Origin of the sequence: Streptomyces sp. NPDC049585, assembly GCF_040675615.1 — a bacterium.
In the GTDB taxonomy this organism is placed as follows: Bacteria; Actinomycetota; Actinomycetes; order Streptomycetales; family Streptomycetaceae; genus Streptomyces; species Streptomyces luteosporeus.
Genome location: NZ_JBFAPE010000020.1, coordinates 1 through 19,336, shown reverse-complemented (window position 1 = coordinate 19,336; position 19,336 = coordinate 1). Strand labels below are relative to the sequence as shown.

Here is a 19,336-nt window from a genome sequence, read left to right as displayed (position 1 = left end):
TCGGCACTGGCGGCGTATGCCTCGGAGATCCGCCCGATCGTGAAGGAGCTGGAAAGCCTCCGGGATCAGGCAGTGGCCTTCCGGGCGTCGATCGGCAACGACGACGACTGGCGCAAGGACCAGAGCAAGGTCGACAAGAACGAGCAGCTGATCCAGGCCGTCACAGCGGCCCAGGAGAGGTTTCACGCGGCAGAGCGCAGCGCCTTCAACAAGATCACTGCTGTCTTCGGCGGCCCCCAGCTCGAACAGGACGACGGCTCCCACAAACAGGGGATGTACGGCTACGACCCGGAGCAGGCGGCGAAGGCGACGAAACGCCGTGGGGTGAGGTGGAGGGCCGCGAGTACGAAGGTGTGGAGGCGGCCTGGCAATGGACAAAGGACAAGTCCACCGGCTTCGTGCAGGGCTTCTTCCAGGACGGTGTCTGGGAGAACGCGAAGGGCCTGTACCACTTGGTCAACTTCTTCGACACGGACAAGTTCGAAGAAAGCTGGCGCAACTTCGGCAACGTCGCCTACGGGCTCGCGCTGTACGCCGAGAAGCCACTGGACGCCATCTTCGACCAGACGAGCTTAAGAGACCGGGACAACGAACATCAGACGCGCGCGAAGGCGGCTGCACGTCAGTTCGGCAAGTCGCTCGTGGCATGGGACGAGTGGGAGAAGAATCCGAGTCGCGCAGCCGGCACCGTGGCGTTCAACGCGATCACGCTCGGTGCGGGCGCTCTGCCGAAGGCCGGTATCGCAGGCAAGGCCGGTTTGGCGACCAGGACGGCTTCCGTCATCGGCAAGACCGGCGAACTCCTGGACGCGGGCACATACGTCGGCAAGGGTGCACAGCTCGGGCTTAAGGCGACGAAGGCCGCCCTGCCAAGGGTCAGCGAGGTGGCGACGGAAGTCCAGAAGTCTCTCGGCAAACTGACCGAGCGAGCGGGCGCAATCGAATACATCGGCCACGACGGCAAGACCTTCTACCTGGACCGCCACGGCAATCTGCGCGATGCGGACTTCAAGAAGACCGACCCGATCGAGAACGCCGAGAAGGAACCCCACAAGGACGACCTGCCCAACCATCGAGAGCATGTCCACACCGACGACCACGCCTTCGCCCACGCCGGCGCCGACGGCCCCTCTTCTGCTCACGGCCACGGCGCGGGGAGCAGTGGCCATGACGTGCCTGGGTCCGGACGAGGTCATGCAGCCGGCAACCACCACCTTTCCGACGGCGCCACCGGTGCTCACGGGCACAGCACCCAGGGGCCACGCGGCGAGACAGGCGCCGGCTCCCACGGCAATGGCCATCCCGGTGAAGCACCATATAGCCACACGGGCAGCGAATCCCCGGCCGCCGAGTTCCCCGGAGAGGGGCAAACCGCATACGCGGATCCCCCCGAGTCACCCAAAGCTGCTCAGGTGTACGAGGAGTTCCGCGGCAGGGACGACGACACACGAAACATCGCAGAGCATACTGGGTTCTCACAGACCCTGCTCGACCGAGTAAAGGCCCACCTTTTTGAAAAATCACACCACGTCGAGAGGGGCCCTGGACGCGTCAGCACCGGGCGGTTCGCCCCCATGGACCACATAGCCGACCTGTGGACGAAAGCCGATGCGGGAACTCTGACCAAGGACGAAATGGTCAGGTTCAGACGCCTGATCGCCCACGAGGGGGTTGAGTCCCAGCTCATGGCCGAGGGCGTTTCCTATCGGTCGGCCCACCCCGACGCCTGGGACGAGGACGGCGTCTACTGGGGATCACAGGAGCACCATGGGGCTCACGATGTCGCACCGAACGAACATCATCCGGATCCCTTCCGCGCCTGGGGGCGACTGGGGCTGGAACGGCCCGCCTTCGAAATAGCCGAGGACCTGTCCAACCTTGACGATGTCACCAATATATTGAGAAAGTGGTTCAAGTGAGCAGTGGAGCAGCGCATTCCCTTGCGGAACGCATCGCGCAGATCGATTGGCATGGAAACCTGGAGCACACGCGCTCGAGGGTTGCCCTGGCCAGGGAATTCTTTCGCCGTTCAGCTCTTTGGGCGGAATCGCTCAGCAGTAATGAGTGGCCTTTCTTCGACATTGCGGCACTGGTGGACTCTTCCATTCGCGCCGATGAAGAGCTCGTACGCAAAGTGTCGTCGACTCCTGCTCACCAGCAGCCTGTCGTTGTCAACACGTGTGTCTGGGCCGTCCACTTCGCCGAGCTGGCAGCGGATCACCCCTCCCTTCCTGAGCTGCCCGATCCATTCGAACCACTGCTGGTCATGTATGAACGCGGTGGCGGGGTGGCGCTCGACTCCACCGGTTTCATCGACATCGACACGGCCGCCGTCCCGATCGGCTCGCCCGCGAAGCACCTGGAACGTAAGCCACTGCCCGTCCATGACAATGAGTACTTGGATTCGTTGGACGGTATTTAGCCGGCTCGGGCACTCGACACCTCACGCCCCTCAGTTCGTATGTTTGTTCTTCAGATGGTGGCCGATGTATCCGACGATGACGCGCCCCGTGCAGCCCTTGGTGTCGTCGTGGAAGTAGATCCGGGGTGACGTGCTGCCTTTGGAGTGGAGTTTGAGGTGGGCCTGCATTTCGAGGCGGCCGGTGGGGGCCACGTCCGGGGGGACGGGGAAGATGCGTTCGTCTCCCCACGCGTTCATCGTCGCGCCCGTCTCCGCCATGGCCACCTGTTTGCGCGGCCACACGTCTCCGGGTTGCTCCGAGGTGCAGTACTCGTAGAAGCCGCCGTTGAAGCCGTCGTGGGCGCTGCGGGTGTAGGCGTCCAGGGCGCGTAGCGCGTTCCAGGCCTTGGCGGCCCAGACACGGGCGCGGGCCGCCTCGTCGAGTTCGAGGGCCTTGCCTTTGTCGGCGGAGACGGTCAGGCCCTCGAACGTGTCCAGGCGCTCCCACAGGTCCTCGAAGGAGGCCGGGATGCCGAGGGGTTGCTCGATGAGGACGGCTTCGCGGTGCCGGCCCGCGGCGTACAGCCGGCGGCGCAGTACACGCACCTCGGCGCGGGCGCGTTCCAGGTCGTCCAGGGCCCGGACCGCCTCCTCCAGGTCGCCGTCCGCGCGGGCCACGGCGATCTGGAGTTGTTCTTCCAGAGAGGCCTTGGTGCGGGCGGAGAGGTCCGCTTCGCGGGTGGCCTCCTTCAGGTCCTGGTCGGCCTTCTTCAGCGATGCCGTGAGCCTGGCGATCTGTGCGGCCATGGCCCCGAGCTCCTCGGTGTGGCGGGGTTCGGCGAGCGCGGCCTGCCGCTCCTCCCGGTGGAGCTGACCGAGGTCGGGGAAGGACAGGCCGCGCAGCGCGGCGGGCAGCGGGGCCTCGGTGGACAGGCGTTGCACCGTACTGGCGATCCCGTACCAGGCTCGGTCGCTGTGATCGCTCAACCTGGCCATCGTCAGGAACCGGTGGCGGGGCGCGTCCTGCGGCCAGGCGGGGTCGACGTCGGTCAGGAAGGTGCGCACCGCGCCGGGGGCGACCCTGTGGTCGTCCCCGATCGCCTTGCGGAAGGCATCGACGGCATCGAGGTCCTCCAGCAGGTACAGCGCGGCCGCCCCGGCGCACTGCGGCAGCACCTGCCGCATCCGGTCGCTCCAGACGGCGTCGGGGCGTACGGGCCTGGCGGCCACCACCACCGGCAGCCGTCGGGGTTCGCACAGGACGTCGACCAGGGCGTCCACCTGGTCGGCGTGGACGGGCCGGGCGTCCAGGGTCAGCGGCGAGAGGCCGTCGACCGGCGCCAGGTCGCGCACGAGCTCGCGGACGAGGCGGGGCCGGCCGGGTGAGAGGGGCTGGTCGCCGTTGGGAAAGGCCTCCAGTGCCACGGAGACGACGGCGCACTCGCCCGCGCACAGCGCGGCGGTGATCGTCGTGCGCCAGGTGGCCTCCGGCTTGTCCTCGCGCAGTTGCAGGCGCAGCGCGTGCTCGGCCCCGTCGGCCTGGTAGATGCTCTGGCTGGCCAGGACGCAGTTGTCGGCGAGGTCGTGCTGCCCGGAGGCCAGCGGTGCGCTGCCGTACTTCTCGATCAGCCACGCGGAGCTGATCCGCCGGACGTCCTGCAGGACCGTGGCGGACTGCGGAACGGTCAGCACGGTGCGGTGGGCTAAGGGATGGCTGGAGTGGGTGTTCGTGCTCATGGCGACTCGTCTCGGCGCGGGCCAGCAGGCGAACGGGCAGGCGACCGCCACCGCACGCCGCGCGGCGCGCACACGGTGCGGCAGCCGGGGACCCGGAGCCTACGCCCAACGCGGGCCATTTCTCAGCCAATCGGATCACCTGACTGCCGCGGGGTTACGGGCAGGCACGCGTCACCCGCTCTGACGTGCGACGACGCGGTACAGGACGGGGCTGCGGGGCCGGGCAACGGGGCGGTGGCCCGAGAGTTATCCACAGGGCTCGCGCAATGCTGTGGCTTCCGGTGTGCTGGGGCCATGAAACGGGGGGATCAGCCGGGGCTGCACGCGCTGGCCGCGGCACAAGGCGGAGTGTTGCTGACGTCCCAGGCCGTCGGGTGCGGGCTCAGGCCTACCGGGGTCGCGGGGGCGTTGCGAAGAGCGGGGTGGACACGGCTGCACTGCGGGGCCTGGGCACAGCCGGGGCTGGGGAGCAGTGTGCGCCTGCGGCTGCTGGCAGTGCAGTTGCGGCACCCGGGATGGGTGGGCAGCCATCGGACGGCCGCGGCGGCCCACGGCATCCCGGTGCTGCGGAGTCCGGCCATCGAAGCGAAAGCAGTGGAACGAGCGGAGGGGGAGGAAGCAGTGGAAGGAGTCGTCGAGCTGATCGATCCAGATCGCAAGGGGCAAGCGCGAACACCGGGCGTCGTGGTGCACGGCTTGCGGCTGGCGGAGCACGAGGTGACGGTGGTCGACGGGGTACGGGTCACCACGGCCCTGCGCACAGTGTGCGACCTGCTCATGGCACTGCCCACCCACGCGGCGGTCGTGGCGGCCGACCATGTGCTCGCCCGCGGACTGGCCACCGGCCAGCAGATCGCCGCGTTCCTGGGCCCGGAGGGCACCGGCGCCGGGCGGCGCAACTGCCGCGCGGCACGCATGGCGCTGGCGCTGGCGCTCACCGATCCCGCGGCCGGGTCGCCGGCAGAGACGATGGCGCGGCTGCACCTGCACAGTGCCGGCCTCTATCCGGAATCGCAGGCACCGGTGCCGACGGACAACGGCCGGTTGTTGCGCGTCGACTTCCTGTTCCGCAAGGAAGGGCTGGCGTTGGAGGTGGAGGGCTACACCTGGCACGGCAGCCGCGCCGCCCACCAGAACGACATCCTGCGCTTCAACGAGCTCACCGCCTGCAGCGGCGTCCGGCGGGTGCTGCGCTTCAGCAGCGCCGACGTCTTCTTCCGGCCCCGCCTGGTGCTCCGCACCGTCGAGGCGGCCCTGGCGGCGCTGCGCGAAGAGGGCGGGGACACGACCGACTCCCCTATCGTGAGCGCCGACGTTCATCGGACCATCCCATCCCACGAGGGGGCGATACCGTGCCCGAGCTCAACTGGATCCCGGCCACCGACGACGAGACGATGACCGAGTACCTGGAGATCGCCTTCGGGGGCGACGGCAACGTCTACATCCGCGAGAACATCAATCCGGAGAAGGTGGTGGTCACCACGGAGGCCAAGTGGGACGCCTTCGTCCTGGGCGTGCGTGCCGGCGAGTTCGACCACTTCGTCGAGGGGCTGGACGCGGGAGGCCCGCCGCAGCCCCCGGAGGGGGCGGTGGGGACGGCCTGAGGTCCGGCCGGCCCCTGCCGAGCCGCCCGGACGCCCGGAACGACGGCCGCAACGCCAGTTGCAACAACGGCCGGAGCGGCGGCGCCGCTAGAACAACGCCGCACCGATCAGTGCCGCCACCACGAACACGACCACCCCGGCGACGGCACCGAGCAGCACCCCCGACCGCCGAGGTGCCGCCACGGGCCGGCGCGCGGACGGCAGGGCGTACGTGGTCGTCGTCTCGCGCCGCATGGCAGCGGGTACGGACGGCACGCCCGGCACCCCGACGGCTGCGGCGGCAGGGGCGGGGGCGGCTGCGGGCGGCGCCGGCGGCCTTGCCGGTACCGATGGCGCCGTGGGCGCGAAGGTCCGGGGGCGGTCGCGCCAGGCGGGGCCGGCGAAGAAGTCCGCGACCTCCTGCGCCGTCGGCCGGTCCTCCGGAGCCTTGGCCAACATCCGCAGCAGATACGCCTCGAACGCCTGCGGTATTTCGGGACGGTGGTTGCGCGGCGGCTCGGGAGGGCTGTCGACATGCATGTACAGCAACGTTGTCGGGTTGTCGTCCCAGAAGGGCGGCCCGCCCATCAGGAGGTGGTACAGCACGCACCCGAGCGCGTAGACGTCCGACTCCGGTCCGGCCGTCCGCCCCAGAGCACGCTCGGGGGCCAGATAGGTACTCGTACCGACGATCTGACCGGCACGGGTCAGCCCCGCGGAGGTCTCGTCGACGAAGCGGGCGATGCCGAAGTCACCGATCTTCAGGGTGCCGGCCGAGGCGTCGACCATCAGGTTGCCTGGCTTGACGTCCCGGTGGACCACTCCCTGCCGGTGCGCGGCCGCCAGCCCGGATGCCGCCTGGGCGGCCAGGCCGGCGACACGCTCCGGGGAGAGCGTCCTGCGCACGGAGAGCTCCCCGGCGAGGCTCGGGCCCTGGACGAGCTCCATGACCAGATAGAAGCGGCCGTCCCACTCCCCGAAGTCGTACACGGCCACGACATGAGGGTGGTTCAGGCGGGCCGCCGTCTGGGCCTCCATGCGGAACCGCTGCGCCGCGGACTCGTCACCGTCGTCCGCCAGCAGCAGCTTGACCGCGACTTGACGGTCCAGCACCTCGTCCTGGCCGCTCCAGACTTCGCCCATCCCGCCGCGGCCGAGCGGCTCCCCCAACCGGTACCGACCGGCAATCAGCACCCGTACCACCTTTGAAATTGATCGACAGACCGAGCAGGAAAGAGTACCCACCGCACGCACAGGCGTTTGAACGTCGCAGCACCCATCCAGTGACGATCGACATTGCCCGGCGTCGACCCTCGTGATACACACAGTCACCAAAGGACGCGCCACCGACACGGGCCCCGCCGCAGGCCGGGCCGGAGCGGACCCGGTCACCTCGACGGCGCCGGCGGGTTGCGTGCTCCCCGACAAAAATTTGTCGCCGAATCGACATGCGATCGGCGGCATGTCAGCGAAGATAGGCAGCGACCTCTGCCGGACGGGCAGAGCGAGGCAACTACCCGCATGGGGCGGTGAATCAGAGATGTTTTTGGCGGCCGGCAAGGGCGACATCAACACCATTATCGGCGGAATCGCCCCCAACTGGGGACCGTTCGGTCAACTCGGCCGGGAAGCACGGGTCATGATCGAGGTCATCATGGCCGTGGCGATCCTGCTGTGCCTCGCCATCGCGATCTGGGGTGCGGCCAAGCAACGCATCGGCGCGACGGCACTGCGCGACACGTTCAGCGCGGAACAGGGCAAGGGTCTGATCGTCGCCGGGCTCACCGGTGTGTTCATCATCGGTTCGCTCGGCACGCTCTTCACCATCGTCTACGGAATGGCGGTCTGAGCCCCCTTCCGCGCCCCCTTCGACCCCCACTTGCTTCCGTCTCCCCCACCCGACCCGACGAGCGCCACCACGCGTCCTCCCCGCACAGGCCGCTCGTCCCCACGTTCCCCCGCACCGAGGCAGCCACCTGATGCCCCCTCACTCCCCGGCGCCCACCCCCGGGATTCCGTTCACACCGCTACCGTCATATACGGGCGGCAAGCCGGCCACTACGCATGAGGGAGCAGGCGAGCGATGAGTCTCGGCGACGACGGGTACGGCGACGACCGGCACATGACCCGCACGCGGCTGCCGGACGGCGAGGTCGACCCCTACGCCCCCGCACGCCGCGGCACCGGCCGCGGCATGCGCGGCGGCCGCCCCGCCGGGCGCAGTCTCGTGACCGTCGTCGGCGTGATCGTGCTCCTCATCGCGGCCATCGCGTTCGCCAACAGAGGCGGGGGCGACTCGGACGGCAGCGACGGCGCGAGCCACAAGGGAGCCAGCAGCGAACCGACCCACCCGACCGGCGTGAAGCCGGTGGAGGGCGGGGCGGGGGGAATCGCGTCCGGGTTCGCCCACTCGGAGCAGGGCGCGCAGTCGGCGGCGGCGAACTTCGCGGTGGCGCTGGGCGGTGACGGGATGTTCCGGACGGACAGTCGCCATGCGATCGTCACCACGGTGTACGCCCCGGACGTGGCCGCTGCACGGCAGGGCGACCTGGACAAGGTGTATTCGAACCCGGACTTCCTCAAGAAGATCGGCCTCGATGCCGCCGGGAACGCCCCCAAGGGCATGACGTTCGTGTCCCGTACCAATCCCATCGGCACCAAGCTCGTGAAGTACGAGGGCGAGACCGCCAGCGTCGCGGTGTGGTACTCGTCCCTGTTCGGGTTGGCGGGCGAAGGGTCGACCACACCGGTGTCCGAGAGCTGGTACACGAACACCTTCGACCTCAAGTGGCTCGACAACGACTGGAAGGTCACCGGCTTCACCCAGAAGGACGGCCCCACACCGGTCGGCCGTGACCAGGCTGCATCCTCCGCAAAGGAGATGTCGGACGCCGTCGAAGGGTTCGGAGGGTTCACCTATGCCCGCTAGTCGTCGTCTTTCGCTCGCTGCAGCCTTCACGGCCGCGCAAACGACGGTTGTCCTGCTGTCGGCAAGAGCATTCGCTGCTCCCACACCGACCGCCACGCCCACCGCCACGCCGACACCCACCCCCGGTGCGAGCACGCTACCCAGCCCCGGCGCCAGTGGCACGCCGACACCCTCGGGCAGCCCCAGCGCAGGCAGCAACCCGTGCGACCTGATCCGGGGCCCCGCCAAGGACTACTGCCAAGGCAAAGGCAGCGGCAGCTCCGGTACCAGCACCTCACCCAACGATCCGCAGACCGCTCTCGACCCGCTCGCTTCGCTCGCGAAGGGGTGTGGGGACGCCGCGGCGTGGATCGTGCAGAAGTTGTCGGCCGCGGTGCGGGCCACAGGGAATGTGGACTTCACCAATCCGGCCTTCCTGCGCCAGTACGCCGTCGTCTTCGCCGCCTCCACCATCCTCACGCTCGTGCTGTGGCTGCTGGCCGTGGCGAAGCGGGCCGTGCGCGGGGTGCCGTTCACGGAGGCGGTGACCGAGGCGGTGGGGTTCCTGTGGTTGACCGTGCTGGCGTCGGCGTTCACCCCGCTGATCCTGTACACGGTGGTGAATGCCACGGATGGGGTCACGGATGTCATCGCCACCGGCGCGTCGGGCAACAACGACCAGTTCTTCGGCGGGTTCGCCGAGGCGTTGAAGAAGGGCGACGGCATCGGCGGCGGGCCGATCATGCTGATCGTCGTCTCGCTGGTCTCCGTGCTGGCCGCGGGTGTGCTGTGGCTGGAGCTGGTGATCCGGGCGGCGCTGCTGTACGTGGGGGCGCTGCTGGGCACCGCCGTGTACGCGGGGCTGGTGGACAAGAACATGTGGCGGCACGTGCGCCGGTGGGCCGGAATCATGATCGCGGTGATCCTGGTCAAGCCGATCATCATGATCGTGCTCGGCCTGGCCGGGGCGCTGTCGGCCGGCAAGGGGCCGAACTCGTTCTCCGCCGTCGTGTCGGGCCTGGCCATCATCATTCTTGCCATCTTCGCCAGTGCGATGATCTATCGATTCGTCCCCGGGTTCGGCGACGAGATCGTCAGCAGCCGCAACGCCAGCAACGACGCCGCCTCCCGACAGGCCGCCGCCGTGATCTCCTCGCCCGCCGCCCTGGTCAAGCAGGGCATCACCACCCACAGCGCCCGCGGCAACGGCGCCGCGCCGTCGAACGGCGCCGCGGCCCGGCCTGCGGGGGCCATGGGCGGGGCCGTGGCGGCGCACGGTGCGCGCCCGGCCGGCGGCAACGGCGGCGCCTCCGCGGCGCCGGCCCCGGCGCCCGCGCCGGCGGCACCGGCGTCCCCCGCACCCGCGCCGCGTGCGCAGAACAACGGCAAGAGCAATACATCCGGAGGTGAGCGGAGTTGACGGTGCCGGCCCAGTCCCAGCCGATCGCAGCCCGCCGTACGTACCTGATCGGCCGCGCCCGTCCCAATGCCGTCATCGGCAAGAACCGGGAGAGCGGGGAGATCGGCCTGATCATTCTGGGCGCGTTCCTGGGCATGATGTGCGGACTGCTGGTGCCGGTCCTCCCCCTGCGGATCATCACCCTCAGCGGACTGCCGGCGCTCTCCCTCGCCGCCGTCTACGTGCCGTACAAGGGCCGCACCTTCTACAAGTGGTTCGAGATCAACCGCTCGTACAAGCGGACGCTGCGCAAGGACGCGACGTACCGTTCCGTCGCGATGGAGGCCGGTACGCGTCTGGACGGGCAGGAGGTCGAGGTCGGGCCGCCGCCGGGCATCGGGCGGATCAGCTGGCTGTCGGCGCCCTTCGGCCCGGACGAGATCGCGGTGCTGCTGCACGCCGACCGCCGTACCGTCACCGCGGCCATCGAGATCGAGGGCCCGGGTGTGGGGCTGCGCGACTCGGAGGACCAGGAGGCCCTGGTCGAGCGCTTCGGGACGCTGCTGAAGCACGTGGCCAACGGCGACGGCTATGTCACCCGCATCCAGATGCTGGCGCGTACGCTGCCGGCCGATCCCGACGCGCACGCCAAGGACGTCGAGCGGCGCGGTGACGAGCGCGCCCCGGAGTGGCTCAAGGACTCCTACGACCAGTTGCAGTCGATGGTCTCCACGTCGTCCGAGCAGCACCGGGCGTACCTGGTCGCCTGCATGCACTACTCGCGCGAGCTGGCCGCCGAGGCCCAGGCCATCTCCCGTGCCTCCCGGCACGACGGCGGCCGGCGGCGGCTGGACCGGGACGGCGGGCTCGCCGTGGTGATGGCCCGGGAGCTGACCGACATCTGCGCCCGCCTGGCCGAGGCCGACATCCGGGTGCGCCAGCCGCTGGGGCAGGCGCGGCTGGCGTCGCTCGTGCACTCCATGTACGACCCGGACCACCCCATCGACCACATCCAGGCGATGACGAAACGCAACGCCTGGCCGGCCGAACTGGATGCGACCGAGGCGACGTTCCTGCAGGCGAAGACGCGTGAGTCGTCCACCCGGGCCCCCTGGTGTCACTCCACCGCGTGGGTCAAGGAATGGCCGATGACCCCCGTCGGGGTGAACTTCCTGGCCCCGCTCCTCGTGCACACCCCCGATGTGATCCGCACGGTCGCGGTCTGCATGGATCTCGAACCCACCGACGTGGCCATCGAGCGCATGCTGACCGAGAAGACGAACGACGACGCCGACGCCTCGCGCGCCGCCAAGATGAACCGGGTCGTCGACCCGCGCGACGTCGCCCACCACTCGCGCGTCGACCAGCGCGGAGAGGACCTGGCCAGCGGCGCGGCCGGCGTCAACCTCGTCGGCTACATCACCGTCTCCTCGCGCTCGCCGGAGGCGCTGGCGCGCGACAAGCGGACCATAAGAGCCTCGGCCGGCAAGAGCTACCTCAAGCTCGAATGGTGCGACCGCGAGCATCACCGGGCGTTCGTCAACACGCTGCCGTTCGCGACCGGCATCCGACGATAGGGGCAATGCCGTGCTCGACCTGCTCGCCAACGTCACCGACGCCTTCACCAGCTTCCTCTTCGGGAAGGTCGAAACCACCCGGCTGCCCGTGCGCACCTCCACCGGGCAGGCGCAGGCCGTCTACCTGCCGACGGCGGCCCCGGGCCTCGGCGACTCCGGCGTGATCATCGGCCGCGAGGTCTACTCCGGCAAGGGCTACATCTACGACCCGTTCCAGCTGTACGGCCAGCAGCTGCCGGCCCCGCACTGGCTGGTCCTGGGCGAGTCCGGCAACGGCAAGTCGGCGCTGGAGAAGACGTACGTCCTGCGGCAGCTGCGCTTCCGCGACCGCCAGGTCGTCGTCCTCGACGCCCAGGGCGAGGACGGTGTCGGCGAGTGGCACCTCATCGCGCAGCAGCTGGGCATAACCCCCATCCGGCTGGACCCCATGGCCGCCCTCGACGGCGGCATCCGTCTCAATCCGCTCGACCCGGCCATCACCACCACCGGCCAGCTCGCGCTGCTGCGGACGATCATCGAGGTCGCCACCGGGCGGGGCCTGGACGAGCGGGCGGGCTTCGCCCTCAAGGTCGCCCACGCCCACGTCAACGAGACGATCCTCGACCGGCAGCCCGTCCTCACCGACATCGTCGAGCAGCTGCGCCACCCGGAGGCGGAGTCCGCGGAGTCGATGAACGTCGACATAGACGACGTACGGGCCTGGGGCCTGGACGTGGCCCTGGTGCTGGACCGGCTGGTCGACGGCGACCTGCGCGGCATGTTCGACGGGCCGACCACCGTGGGCATCGACCTGGACGCCCCGCTCATCGTCTTCGACCTGTCGCACATCGACCGCAACTCGATCGCCATGCCCATCCTCATGGCGATCGTGGGCGTGTGGCTGGAGCACACCTGGATCCGGCCCGACCGCAAGAAGCGCATCTTCCTGGTGGAAGAGGCCTGGCACATCATCAACTCGCCGTTCGTCGCCCAGCTCTTCCAGCGGCTGCTGAAGTTCGGCCGGCGGCTCGGCCTGTCGTTCGTCGCGGTCGTCCACCACCTGTCGGACGTCGTCGACGGGGCGGCCGCCAAGGAGGCGGCGGCGATCCTCAAGATGGCCTCCACCCGCACGATCTACGCCCAGAAGGCGGACGAGGCGAGGGCCACCGGCCGCGTGCTCGGCCTGCCCCGCTGGGCCGTGGAGATCATCCCCACGCTCACCCCGGGCATCGCCGTCTGGGACGTCAACGGCAACGTCCAAGTGGTCAAGCACATCATCACCGACGCCGAGCGTCCGCTGGTCTACACGGACCGCGCCATGACCGAGGACGGCCGCGTCCACGACGCCGCCACCGAGGAGGCGGCAGCGGCCGCGGCCACCCGCGCCGTCGGCTCCCCGTTCCTCGGCGACGGCACGTACGGATCCTCCGAGTCCACGGTGGCCTGACATGGGGTCCGTACCGGGCCGGGAGCCGGGTGGGGAGCGCGGGATCCCGGACGGCCTGCTGGTCAGCATCATCGCCTTCCTGCTGGGCCTGACGGTGCTGGTGTGGACGGCGACGGGCCTGGCCGCGCTGTTCAGCCACGGCGCCTGGCCCGACGGCGTCACGATCGCCCGGACTCCGCAGGCCATGCGCCACCTGATGGCGCAGCCGCGCGACCTGCCCGCCGCCTGGCCGACCACGCCCGCCGACAGCCTCTCGGGCTACGGGCTGTTCTGGGGGATCCTCGTCAGCGAGCTGCTGGTGGCCGTCGTCCTGACCACCTTCGCGCTCGGCACCATCGCCCGCTGGCGCGGCGTACGGGCCCGCCGCAGCCGCGAGCGCAAGGCCGAAGGCCTCCCGCAGCAGGCCGATGCGCCGGAAACGGCAACAGCCGTTCCGGCGGCCGAGGTACGCGCGGACGTCCCCGCCCAGGCCCCCGTCCCCCCGGTGCTCCCCGCACCACCCGTGATCCCGGTCCCGGCCCCCGCAGCGGCGCCGGAGCCGGAGCCGCCGCCGGAGCCGCACGCGCCGGAGGGCCCCCGGCGGTTGCTCTACACCACCGAGCGCCGCGCCCCCGCCGCCCGCGCCGTGCTCGAGGCGGCCGGGCCCGTGCTCGTCGTCACCAGCGACCCCCTGCTGTGGGCCGAGACCAAGGCGAGCCGCGCCAAGCTCGGCCCGGTCCTGGCCTTCGACCCCGTGCACCGCCTCGACACGCCCGACCGCCTGCGCTGGGACCCGACCACCGGGTGCGAGTCCCGGGAGACCGCCACGGCCCGCGCAGCCGCGCTCCTGGCGCCCGTACGCCCGCTCAGCCCCCTGGACTCGGCGACGGCCGACACCGCCGAGACGCTGCTGCGCTGCTGGCTGCAGGCCGCCGCCGTGGGCGGCCGGCCGTTCCGTCAGGTCCACCGCTGGACGCAGGGCGCCGCCGCCCACGAGCCCGTCCGCATCCTGCGCACGAGCCCCAAGGCGGTGGGCGGGACGGCGGGCGAGCTCGAATCGGCGCTCACCGGTCATCCCCAGCGCCGCGACATGGCCCTGGAGTTGGCGGCCCGTGCGCTCAGCGCCCTCGGCTCCGTCCACATCCGCGACGCATGCAATCCGAATCGAGCAAATACGCTCGCGCTGGAATCATTTGTCGCCGAAGGGGGAACGCTGTACGTGGTGGGTGAGGCGATTGAGGATCCCCGCACCGACCCGGGTGCGATGCCCCTGCTCACCGCACTCGCCCAGAGCGTGGTCGAGCACGGCCGCCGCATGGCCGAACGGTCATCCTCCGGCCGGCTCGACCCACCACTCACCGTCGTCCTCGACGACGTGGCGGCCGTCGCCCCGCTGCCGGCGCTCCCCGAGCTGCTGGAGCAGGGCGAGGCCCAGGGCCTGCCCACCCTCGCGCTGATGCGCTCCGAGGAGCAGGCCCGCGCCCGCTGGCCCCGCCACCCGCTCCCGGCCGGCTAGCGACCGGCACGAGGGGCGGGCGCGGCCTGCGTGCCCTGTACGGCCTTGCCGAAGGCACCGATGATGCGGCCCACGACGGCGTTCATCTTCTTGCCCTTGGCGTCCGTCCCGTTGACCGCGTAGACGACCGTGCTGGAGAGGTTCTTCGTGCCGGCGAATCCGTTGACGTAGCCGTAGCGGTCGCCGGTCTTGCCCCACACCTCGGTCTTCTGCTTGCCGTCGTCGTACACGTAGCGGCTCAGCCCGCTCGAGTACGCCGCCTTGCCGCCCCCGTACGCGGGCACGTCCGGCACCGTGAACATCAGCGCCAGCTCGTGCTCCGGCACGATCCGGCCGCGGAACAGCGCGGTCATGAAGCGCTCCAGGTCGGCGGTGGTGGTGACGAGGTCGCCGGAGGCCCAGGTGATGGACTGGTTCCAGTCGGTGACGTCGATCAGCCGCGTGGAGCCGTCCGCGGCCTTCACCGCCTGGTAGCCGTGGGTGTGACGGCCGTGGATGCGCGGGTCGTTGCCGGGGCTGTAGGTGTCCTTCAGCCCGGTGGGCTTCAGGACGCGGTCGCGCAGCTGGCTCTCGTACGAGTGGCCGGTGACCTTCTCGATAAGCAGCCCCAGCACGTTGTAGCCAATGTTCGAGTAGTGCTGCTGCGTTCCCGGCGCGAACTCCATCGGCTGGGTGAATCCGCGCTTCACCAGCTGTTCGTGGTCCCAGGTGGTGAAGCGGCGCTCGTACTGCGAGGCGAAGTCGCCGGGGTCGTCCGCGCTCGGCAGGCCGCTCGTGTAGTTGAGCAGCTGCTTGACCTTCACGTCCGGATAGTTCGCGGGAAGAAGCTCCGGCAAGTACTGCTGCACGGTTCCGTCCAGGTCCAGCTTGCCCTCGTGGACCAGCTGCAGCGTGAGGGCGGCGGTGAACACCTTGGTGATGCTCCCGGCCCGGAAGCGCTCGTCCCCCTTGGGCGCCCGGTGCGTACGGATGTCGGACTCCCCGGACGTGCCCTGCCAGCTCCCCTGGGCACCGCCCAGCCGCACCTGGGCGGCAGTGGCGTCGGCGGAGGGCAGGCCGGCTATCGCCTGCCGGAGCGCATCCGCCCCGGGCGGCAGCTGGGTGGTGGTGACGCCCGGCCGAGCGGCGTGTGCGGTGGCGGTGGGTGCGGCGACGGCCGTGGTGGCACCCAGCACCGCGGCGACGGCGGTCGCGGTGAGAGCGGTGGCGATCGCGACGGCAGTGCGTCGGCGGCGGTACGGCATGGGTGGTCTCCCCCTGGTCCTCGTCCTTCGACCACAGACCTGCGGTCCTGGTGCCCTCCATCCTTGTGAGCGAAGGCGTTCGGCGGATCGCCGGAGCGAGGGGTCCTTGAGGCCGACGGGCATCCCTCGCGCGAGGGATGCCGGGGGTGGTCCCTCACCCGCCCGGGGCGATGAGACCCGTCTCGTAGGCGCAGATGACCGCCTGGATGCGGTCGCGCAGCCCCAGCTTGGCCAGCACGTTCGACACGTGCGTCTTCACGGTGTGCTCGCTGACCACCAGCTCGGCCGCGATCTCGGCGTTCGACAGGCCCCGGCCGAGCAGGACGAGGATCTCGCGCTCGCGCGCGGTCAGTACGTCCAGCACGTCCGGCACCGCGCCACCGCCCGTCGCTTCCCGTACGCCGGCCGGCGTACGGGAGGTGAAGTCGGCCACCAGCCGGCGGGCCACCGACGGAGCGAGCAGGGAGTCGCCGGCGACGACCACACGGACCGCGTGGACGAGGTCGTCACGGCGCACGTCCTTCAGCAGAAAGCCGCTGGCGCCCGCGTGCAGCGCCTCGTAGACGTAGTCGTCCTGGTCGAAGGTGGTCAGCATGACCACCTTCGTGCCGGTCTCCGCGCACACCCTGCGGGCCGCCTCGATGCCGTCCATGCGGGGCATGCGGATGTCGAGCAGCACCACGTCCGGCGCATGCACGCGGACGGCGTCGACCGCCTCGACGCCGTCACCGGCCTCGGCGACCACCGAGATGTCCGGCTGGGCGCCCAGGATCAGCGCGAAGCCGGCCCGCACCAACTCCTGGTCGTCGGCCACCACTACCCGGATCGTCACCCGTCCACCTCCTCGGCAGAGGAGAACACGAGCGGCAGTTCGACAGCAACGCGATAGCCCGCGCCGCCCGGCCCGGGCCCGAAGGACGCCGTACCGCCGTGGGCCGCCGCCCGCTCGCGAATGCCGATGAGCCCGCGGCCGCTGCCACGGGTGCTGCCGTCCTGCGGTGCGCGACCGTCGTCGTCGACGCACACCACGAGCCGCTCGGCCTCCCACACGAGGCGGACGCGGACCGAGACAGCCGAACGGGCATGGCGCAGGACGTTGGTCAGCGCCTCCTGGACAACGCGGTAGACGGTCACCTGGACGTCGGGCGGCAGCGGCCGCGGTTCGCCCTCCGACACGAGGGCCACGTCCAGTCCCGTACGCCGCACGTCGGCGACGAGGTCCTGCAGCCCGTTCAGCGTCGGCTGCGGGCTGCGCGCCGAACCGGTCCCGCCGTCCGCGTCGCGGCCCTCCTTGAGCAACCCCAGCATTCGGCGGAGCTGCACCATGGCGTCGCGCCCGGCGCCGGCTATCGCATCGAACGCCGCTTCCGCGCGGGCCGGGTCCGACCGTACGACGAGCGGCCCGGCCTCGGCCTGAACGATCATCAGGCTGACGGCGTGGGAGAGCACGTCGTGCATCTCCCGGGCGATGCGGGCGCGTTCACGTTCGGCCGCCCGTTCCGCCGCGACCTGCCGCAACCGTTCGAGCTCGGCCGCCCGCGCCTCCACGGCTTCGAGGTACGCCTGCCGGGTGCGGGCGAGCACGCCGAGCACATAGGCCATGGTGAACACGAAGAACGCGAACAGGTACTCGCGCGCCGTATTCGTCCGCAAGGCCGAGGAAAGCACCACGAGCGGCGGCCCGATGCAGATCGTCACCCGCCGCTGCCACACCCCGCCCAGGGCCGCCACGGTGAAAATGGCGACCAACGGGCTGTACGGCAGCGGCTGCCCGGGCCCGTCCAGGGGCAGATAGGCGAATCCGGCAGCAGTGATGAGCAGCAGCGCGGTCAACGGCGCCCGGCTGCGCAGCAGCAAGGGCAGCACGGTGAGCGTCGTCATGCCGTACGAGGCCCAGGTGGCCGGCGGTACGTCGGCCGAGCGCGGCACGACGAACGGAATCGTCACTGCGAGCTGGACGACGGCCGTGATGACGGCGTCGGCGGCCCGGGAATTACCCGACCGGGCGAGCGACATCGGCGCTGGGGGAAGCCGGGAGGTGAAACGGCGGAACACGGGGTCCCGCGGCAAGGGGGGAGGCAGAGTCACGGAGTTTCCGGGAGGTGCGGGAGGAGGGCGGGGGAGATCAAGGACGATCGTTTCGACACGTCGAAACCGCCGGCCCTGCGTTTTTCCGCTCTCCGGGGCGGGGAGCGAACTACGCATGGACGAAAGCGGCACAACGGCCTTCCCCACGGCCGTCATTGTCATGGGGAAGGAGGAAGCCGGGGCCGTACTGGACGAGGAGTTGCGGACCCGGCTCGTCGAAAGCGTCACGGTGACCGACGGTTGGGACGCGCTGGGAGAGGCGGACGTTCTCATCACGGGCTGGGGGTGCCCGGCGCTGACGGAACGGACTCTGGCAGGTGCCCCACGGCTCCGGGCCATCGTGCATGCCGGAGGATCGGTGAAATGGCTGGTGCCGGAAGACGCCTGGGACCGCGGCATCGTCGTCTCCTCGGCGGCCGACGCGAATGCGGGACCAGTGGCCGACTACGCGTACGCGTGTGTCGTCCTGGCGTCGAAACAGGCACTCGTCACGGCGGCCGCCTATGCGGCCCGGGGCGGCGACGGCGGCTGGCCGCGCTTCTGCGAACGCCAAGGGGCGGACGGCCGGACCGTCGGCGTCATCGGCGCCTCGCGCATCGGACATCGCGTCCTGGCCCGGCTGTCGGCAGCCGACGCCGGTTACCGGGTGCTGCTGTACGACCCGTACGTCAGCGTCGACGAAGCGCACCGTATGGGGGCCGAGAAGGCGGACCTGGAAACGCTGTGCGGCAACAGCTCGGTCGTCACCCTGCACGCCCCCGACCTCCCGGCCACTCGCCACATGCTCGATGCCCACCGGCTGGCCCTGGTCCCCGACGGGGGCACGATCATCAATACGGCGCGGGGTGCCCTTGTCGACACGGAGGCGCTGACGGCGGAATGCCGGTCGGGACGGCTGAGCGCGGTACTGGACGTCACGGAACCCGAACCACTGCAGCGAGGACACCCCCTGTTCTCGCTCCCCAACGTCCTCGTGACCCCCCACATCGCCGGCGCCCAGGGCACCGAGGTGCGGCGCCTGGGACTCTACGCGGTGCAGGAGGTCGAACGCTGGGTACGGGGGCTGCCACTGCTGGGGCGGGTGGAACGGCGCGACCTGAGGACGTCGGCGTAAACGCAGAGAAGCCCCGTTGGGAACATGGTTCCCAACGGGGCTTCTCTCAAAAGGAGTTCGGCGGTGTCCTACTCTCCCACAGGGTCCCCCCTGCAGTACCATCGGCGCTGAAAGGCTTAGCTTCCGGGTTCGGAATGTAACCGGGCGTTTCCCTAACGCTATGACCACCGAAACACTATGAAACTATCAACCGCAACACACACCCACGGTTACGTGGGGGTGTGTTGGTTGTTCGTGGTTTCAGAACCAACACAGTGGACGCGAGCAACTATGGACAAGCCCTCGGCCTATTAGTACCAGTCAACTCCACCGGTTACCCGGCTTCCATATCTGGCCTATCAACCCAGTCGTCTACTGGGAGCCT

The 19,336-nt window shown here is 70.1% G+C and carries 16 protein-coding genes and 2 rRNA genes; 11 read left to right on the top strand and 7 right to left on the bottom strand.

Going from position 1 to position 19,336, the window contains the following annotated elements:
- Positions 1 to 452: 452 nt before the first annotated feature.
- Positions 453 to 1,919 carry a hypothetical protein gene (locus AB0K17_RS20570; RefSeq protein WP_365983770.1) on the top strand — a complete coding sequence of 489 codons (1,467 nt, stop codon included), beginning with the start codon at positions 453 to 455 and terminating at the stop codon, positions 1,917 to 1,919.
- Positions 1,916 to 2,422 (top strand): hypothetical protein, encoded by a 507-nt coding sequence (locus AB0K17_RS20565; RefSeq protein ID WP_365967289.1) that lies wholly within the window; start codon positions 1,916 to 1,918, stop codon positions 2,420 to 2,422. Before AB0K17_RS20570 ends, AB0K17_RS20565 begins: the two co-directional genes overlap by 4 nt.
- Before the next feature lie 30 nt (positions 2,423 to 2,452).
- Here the strand turns inward: AB0K17_RS20565 and AB0K17_RS20560 are convergent, their stop codons facing one another.
- Positions 2,453 to 4,138: a hypothetical protein gene (locus tag AB0K17_RS20560; protein WP_365983769.1), complete on the bottom strand. Its 1,686-nt coding sequence runs from the start codon at positions 4,136 to 4,138 to the stop codon at positions 2,453 to 2,455.
- Between the two features lie 474 nt (positions 4,139 to 4,612).
- Here AB0K17_RS20560 and AB0K17_RS20555 point away from each other — a divergent pair, with 474 nt between their 5' ends.
- Positions 4,613 to 5,536 (top strand): hypothetical protein, encoded by a 924-nt coding sequence (locus AB0K17_RS20555; RefSeq protein ID WP_365983768.1) that lies wholly within the window; start codon positions 4,613 to 4,615, stop codon positions 5,534 to 5,536.
- Entirely contained in the window at positions 5,491 to 5,742 is a 252-nt protein-coding gene (locus AB0K17_RS20550; RefSeq protein WP_365983767.1) for a DUF397 domain-containing protein, read from the top strand. The genes AB0K17_RS20555 and AB0K17_RS20550 overlap by 46 nt, the downstream gene beginning before the upstream one ends.
- An 87-nt stretch (positions 5,743 to 5,829) precedes the next feature.
- Here the strand turns inward: AB0K17_RS20550 and AB0K17_RS20545 are convergent, their stop codons facing one another.
- The gene (locus tag AB0K17_RS20545; protein ID WP_365983766.1) at positions 5,830 to 6,915 is read right to left on the bottom strand and encodes a serine/threonine-protein kinase; all 1,086 of its coding nucleotides are present in this window, start codon (positions 6,913 to 6,915) and stop codon (positions 5,830 to 5,832) included.
- A 346-nt stretch (positions 6,916 to 7,261) separates the two neighbouring features.
- Here AB0K17_RS20545 and AB0K17_RS20540 point away from each other — a divergent pair, with 346 nt between their 5' ends.
- The 6 genes from AB0K17_RS20540 (at position 7,262) to AB0K17_RS20515 (ending at position 14,526) form a co-directional block, all read left to right on the top strand.
- The gene (locus tag AB0K17_RS20540; protein WP_099199098.1) at positions 7,262 to 7,570 is read left to right on the top strand and encodes a hypothetical protein; all 309 of its coding nucleotides are present in this window, start codon (positions 7,262 to 7,264) and stop codon (positions 7,568 to 7,570) included.
- A 234-nt stretch (positions 7,571 to 7,804) separates the two neighbouring features.
- Complete coding sequence (locus AB0K17_RS20535) at positions 7,805 to 8,650, top strand: hypothetical protein (RefSeq protein WP_365983765.1); 846 nt, start codon at positions 7,805 to 7,807, stop codon at positions 8,648 to 8,650.
- Complete coding sequence (locus AB0K17_RS20530) at positions 8,640 to 10,049, top strand: hypothetical protein (RefSeq protein WP_365983763.1); 1,410 nt, start codon at positions 8,640 to 8,642, stop codon at positions 10,047 to 10,049. Before AB0K17_RS20535 ends, AB0K17_RS20530 begins: the two co-directional genes overlap by 11 nt.
- Positions 10,050 to 10,051: 2 nt before the next feature.
- Complete coding sequence (locus AB0K17_RS20525) at positions 10,052 to 11,605, top strand: SCO6880 family protein (protein ID WP_365967282.1); 1,554 nt, start codon at positions 10,052 to 10,054, stop codon at positions 11,603 to 11,605.
- A 10-nt stretch (positions 11,606 to 11,615) separates the two neighbouring features.
- Positions 11,616 to 13,031, top strand: a complete 1,416-nt coding sequence (locus AB0K17_RS20520) for an ATP-binding protein (RefSeq protein ID WP_365967281.1) — start codon at positions 11,616 to 11,618, stop codon at positions 13,029 to 13,031.
- Position 13,032: 1 nt separating this feature from the next.
- On the top strand, positions 13,033 to 14,526 hold the full coding sequence (locus tag AB0K17_RS20515) for a type VI secretion protein (protein WP_365983761.1): 1,494 nt from the start codon (positions 13,033 to 13,035) through the stop codon (positions 14,524 to 14,526).
- Here AB0K17_RS20515 and AB0K17_RS20510 read toward each other — a convergent pair.
- The 3 genes from AB0K17_RS20510 to AB0K17_RS20500 form a co-directional block, all read right to left on the bottom strand.
- Positions 14,523 to 15,770 carry a serine hydrolase domain-containing protein gene (locus tag AB0K17_RS20510; protein WP_365983760.1) on the bottom strand — a complete coding sequence of 416 codons (1,248 nt, stop codon included), beginning with the start codon at positions 15,768 to 15,770 and terminating at the stop codon, positions 14,523 to 14,525. The genes AB0K17_RS20515 and AB0K17_RS20510 overlap by 4 nt on opposite strands.
- A gap of 154 nt (positions 15,771 to 15,924) precedes the next feature.
- Positions 15,925 to 16,602 carry a response regulator transcription factor gene (locus AB0K17_RS20505; protein ID WP_365983758.1) on the bottom strand — a complete coding sequence of 226 codons (678 nt, stop codon included), beginning with the start codon at positions 16,600 to 16,602 and terminating at the stop codon, positions 15,925 to 15,927.
- Positions 16,599 to 17,786, bottom strand: a complete 1,188-nt coding sequence (locus tag AB0K17_RS20500) for a histidine kinase (protein ID WP_365983757.1) — start codon at positions 17,784 to 17,786, stop codon at positions 16,599 to 16,601. Before AB0K17_RS20500 ends, AB0K17_RS20505 begins: the two co-directional genes overlap by 4 nt.
- 187 nt (positions 17,787 to 17,973) lie before the next feature.
- On the opposite strand from AB0K17_RS20500, the gene AB0K17_RS20495 reads away from it, so the two are divergent.
- Positions 17,974 to 18,972 (top strand): hydroxyacid dehydrogenase, encoded by a 999-nt coding sequence (locus tag AB0K17_RS20495; protein WP_365983756.1) that lies wholly within the window; start codon positions 17,974 to 17,976, stop codon positions 18,970 to 18,972.
- Between the two features lie 55 nt (positions 18,973 to 19,027).
- On the opposite strand, the gene rrf is transcribed toward AB0K17_RS20495, so the two are convergent.
- Together rrf and AB0K17_RS20485 are read right to left on the bottom strand one after the other, a co-directional pair.
- A 5S ribosomal RNA gene (rrf, locus tag AB0K17_RS20490) occupies positions 19,028 to 19,144 on the bottom strand.
- A 98-nt stretch (positions 19,145 to 19,242) separates the two neighbouring features.
- A 23S ribosomal RNA gene (locus AB0K17_RS20485) occupies positions 19,243 to 19,336 on the bottom strand; the annotation flags it as partial.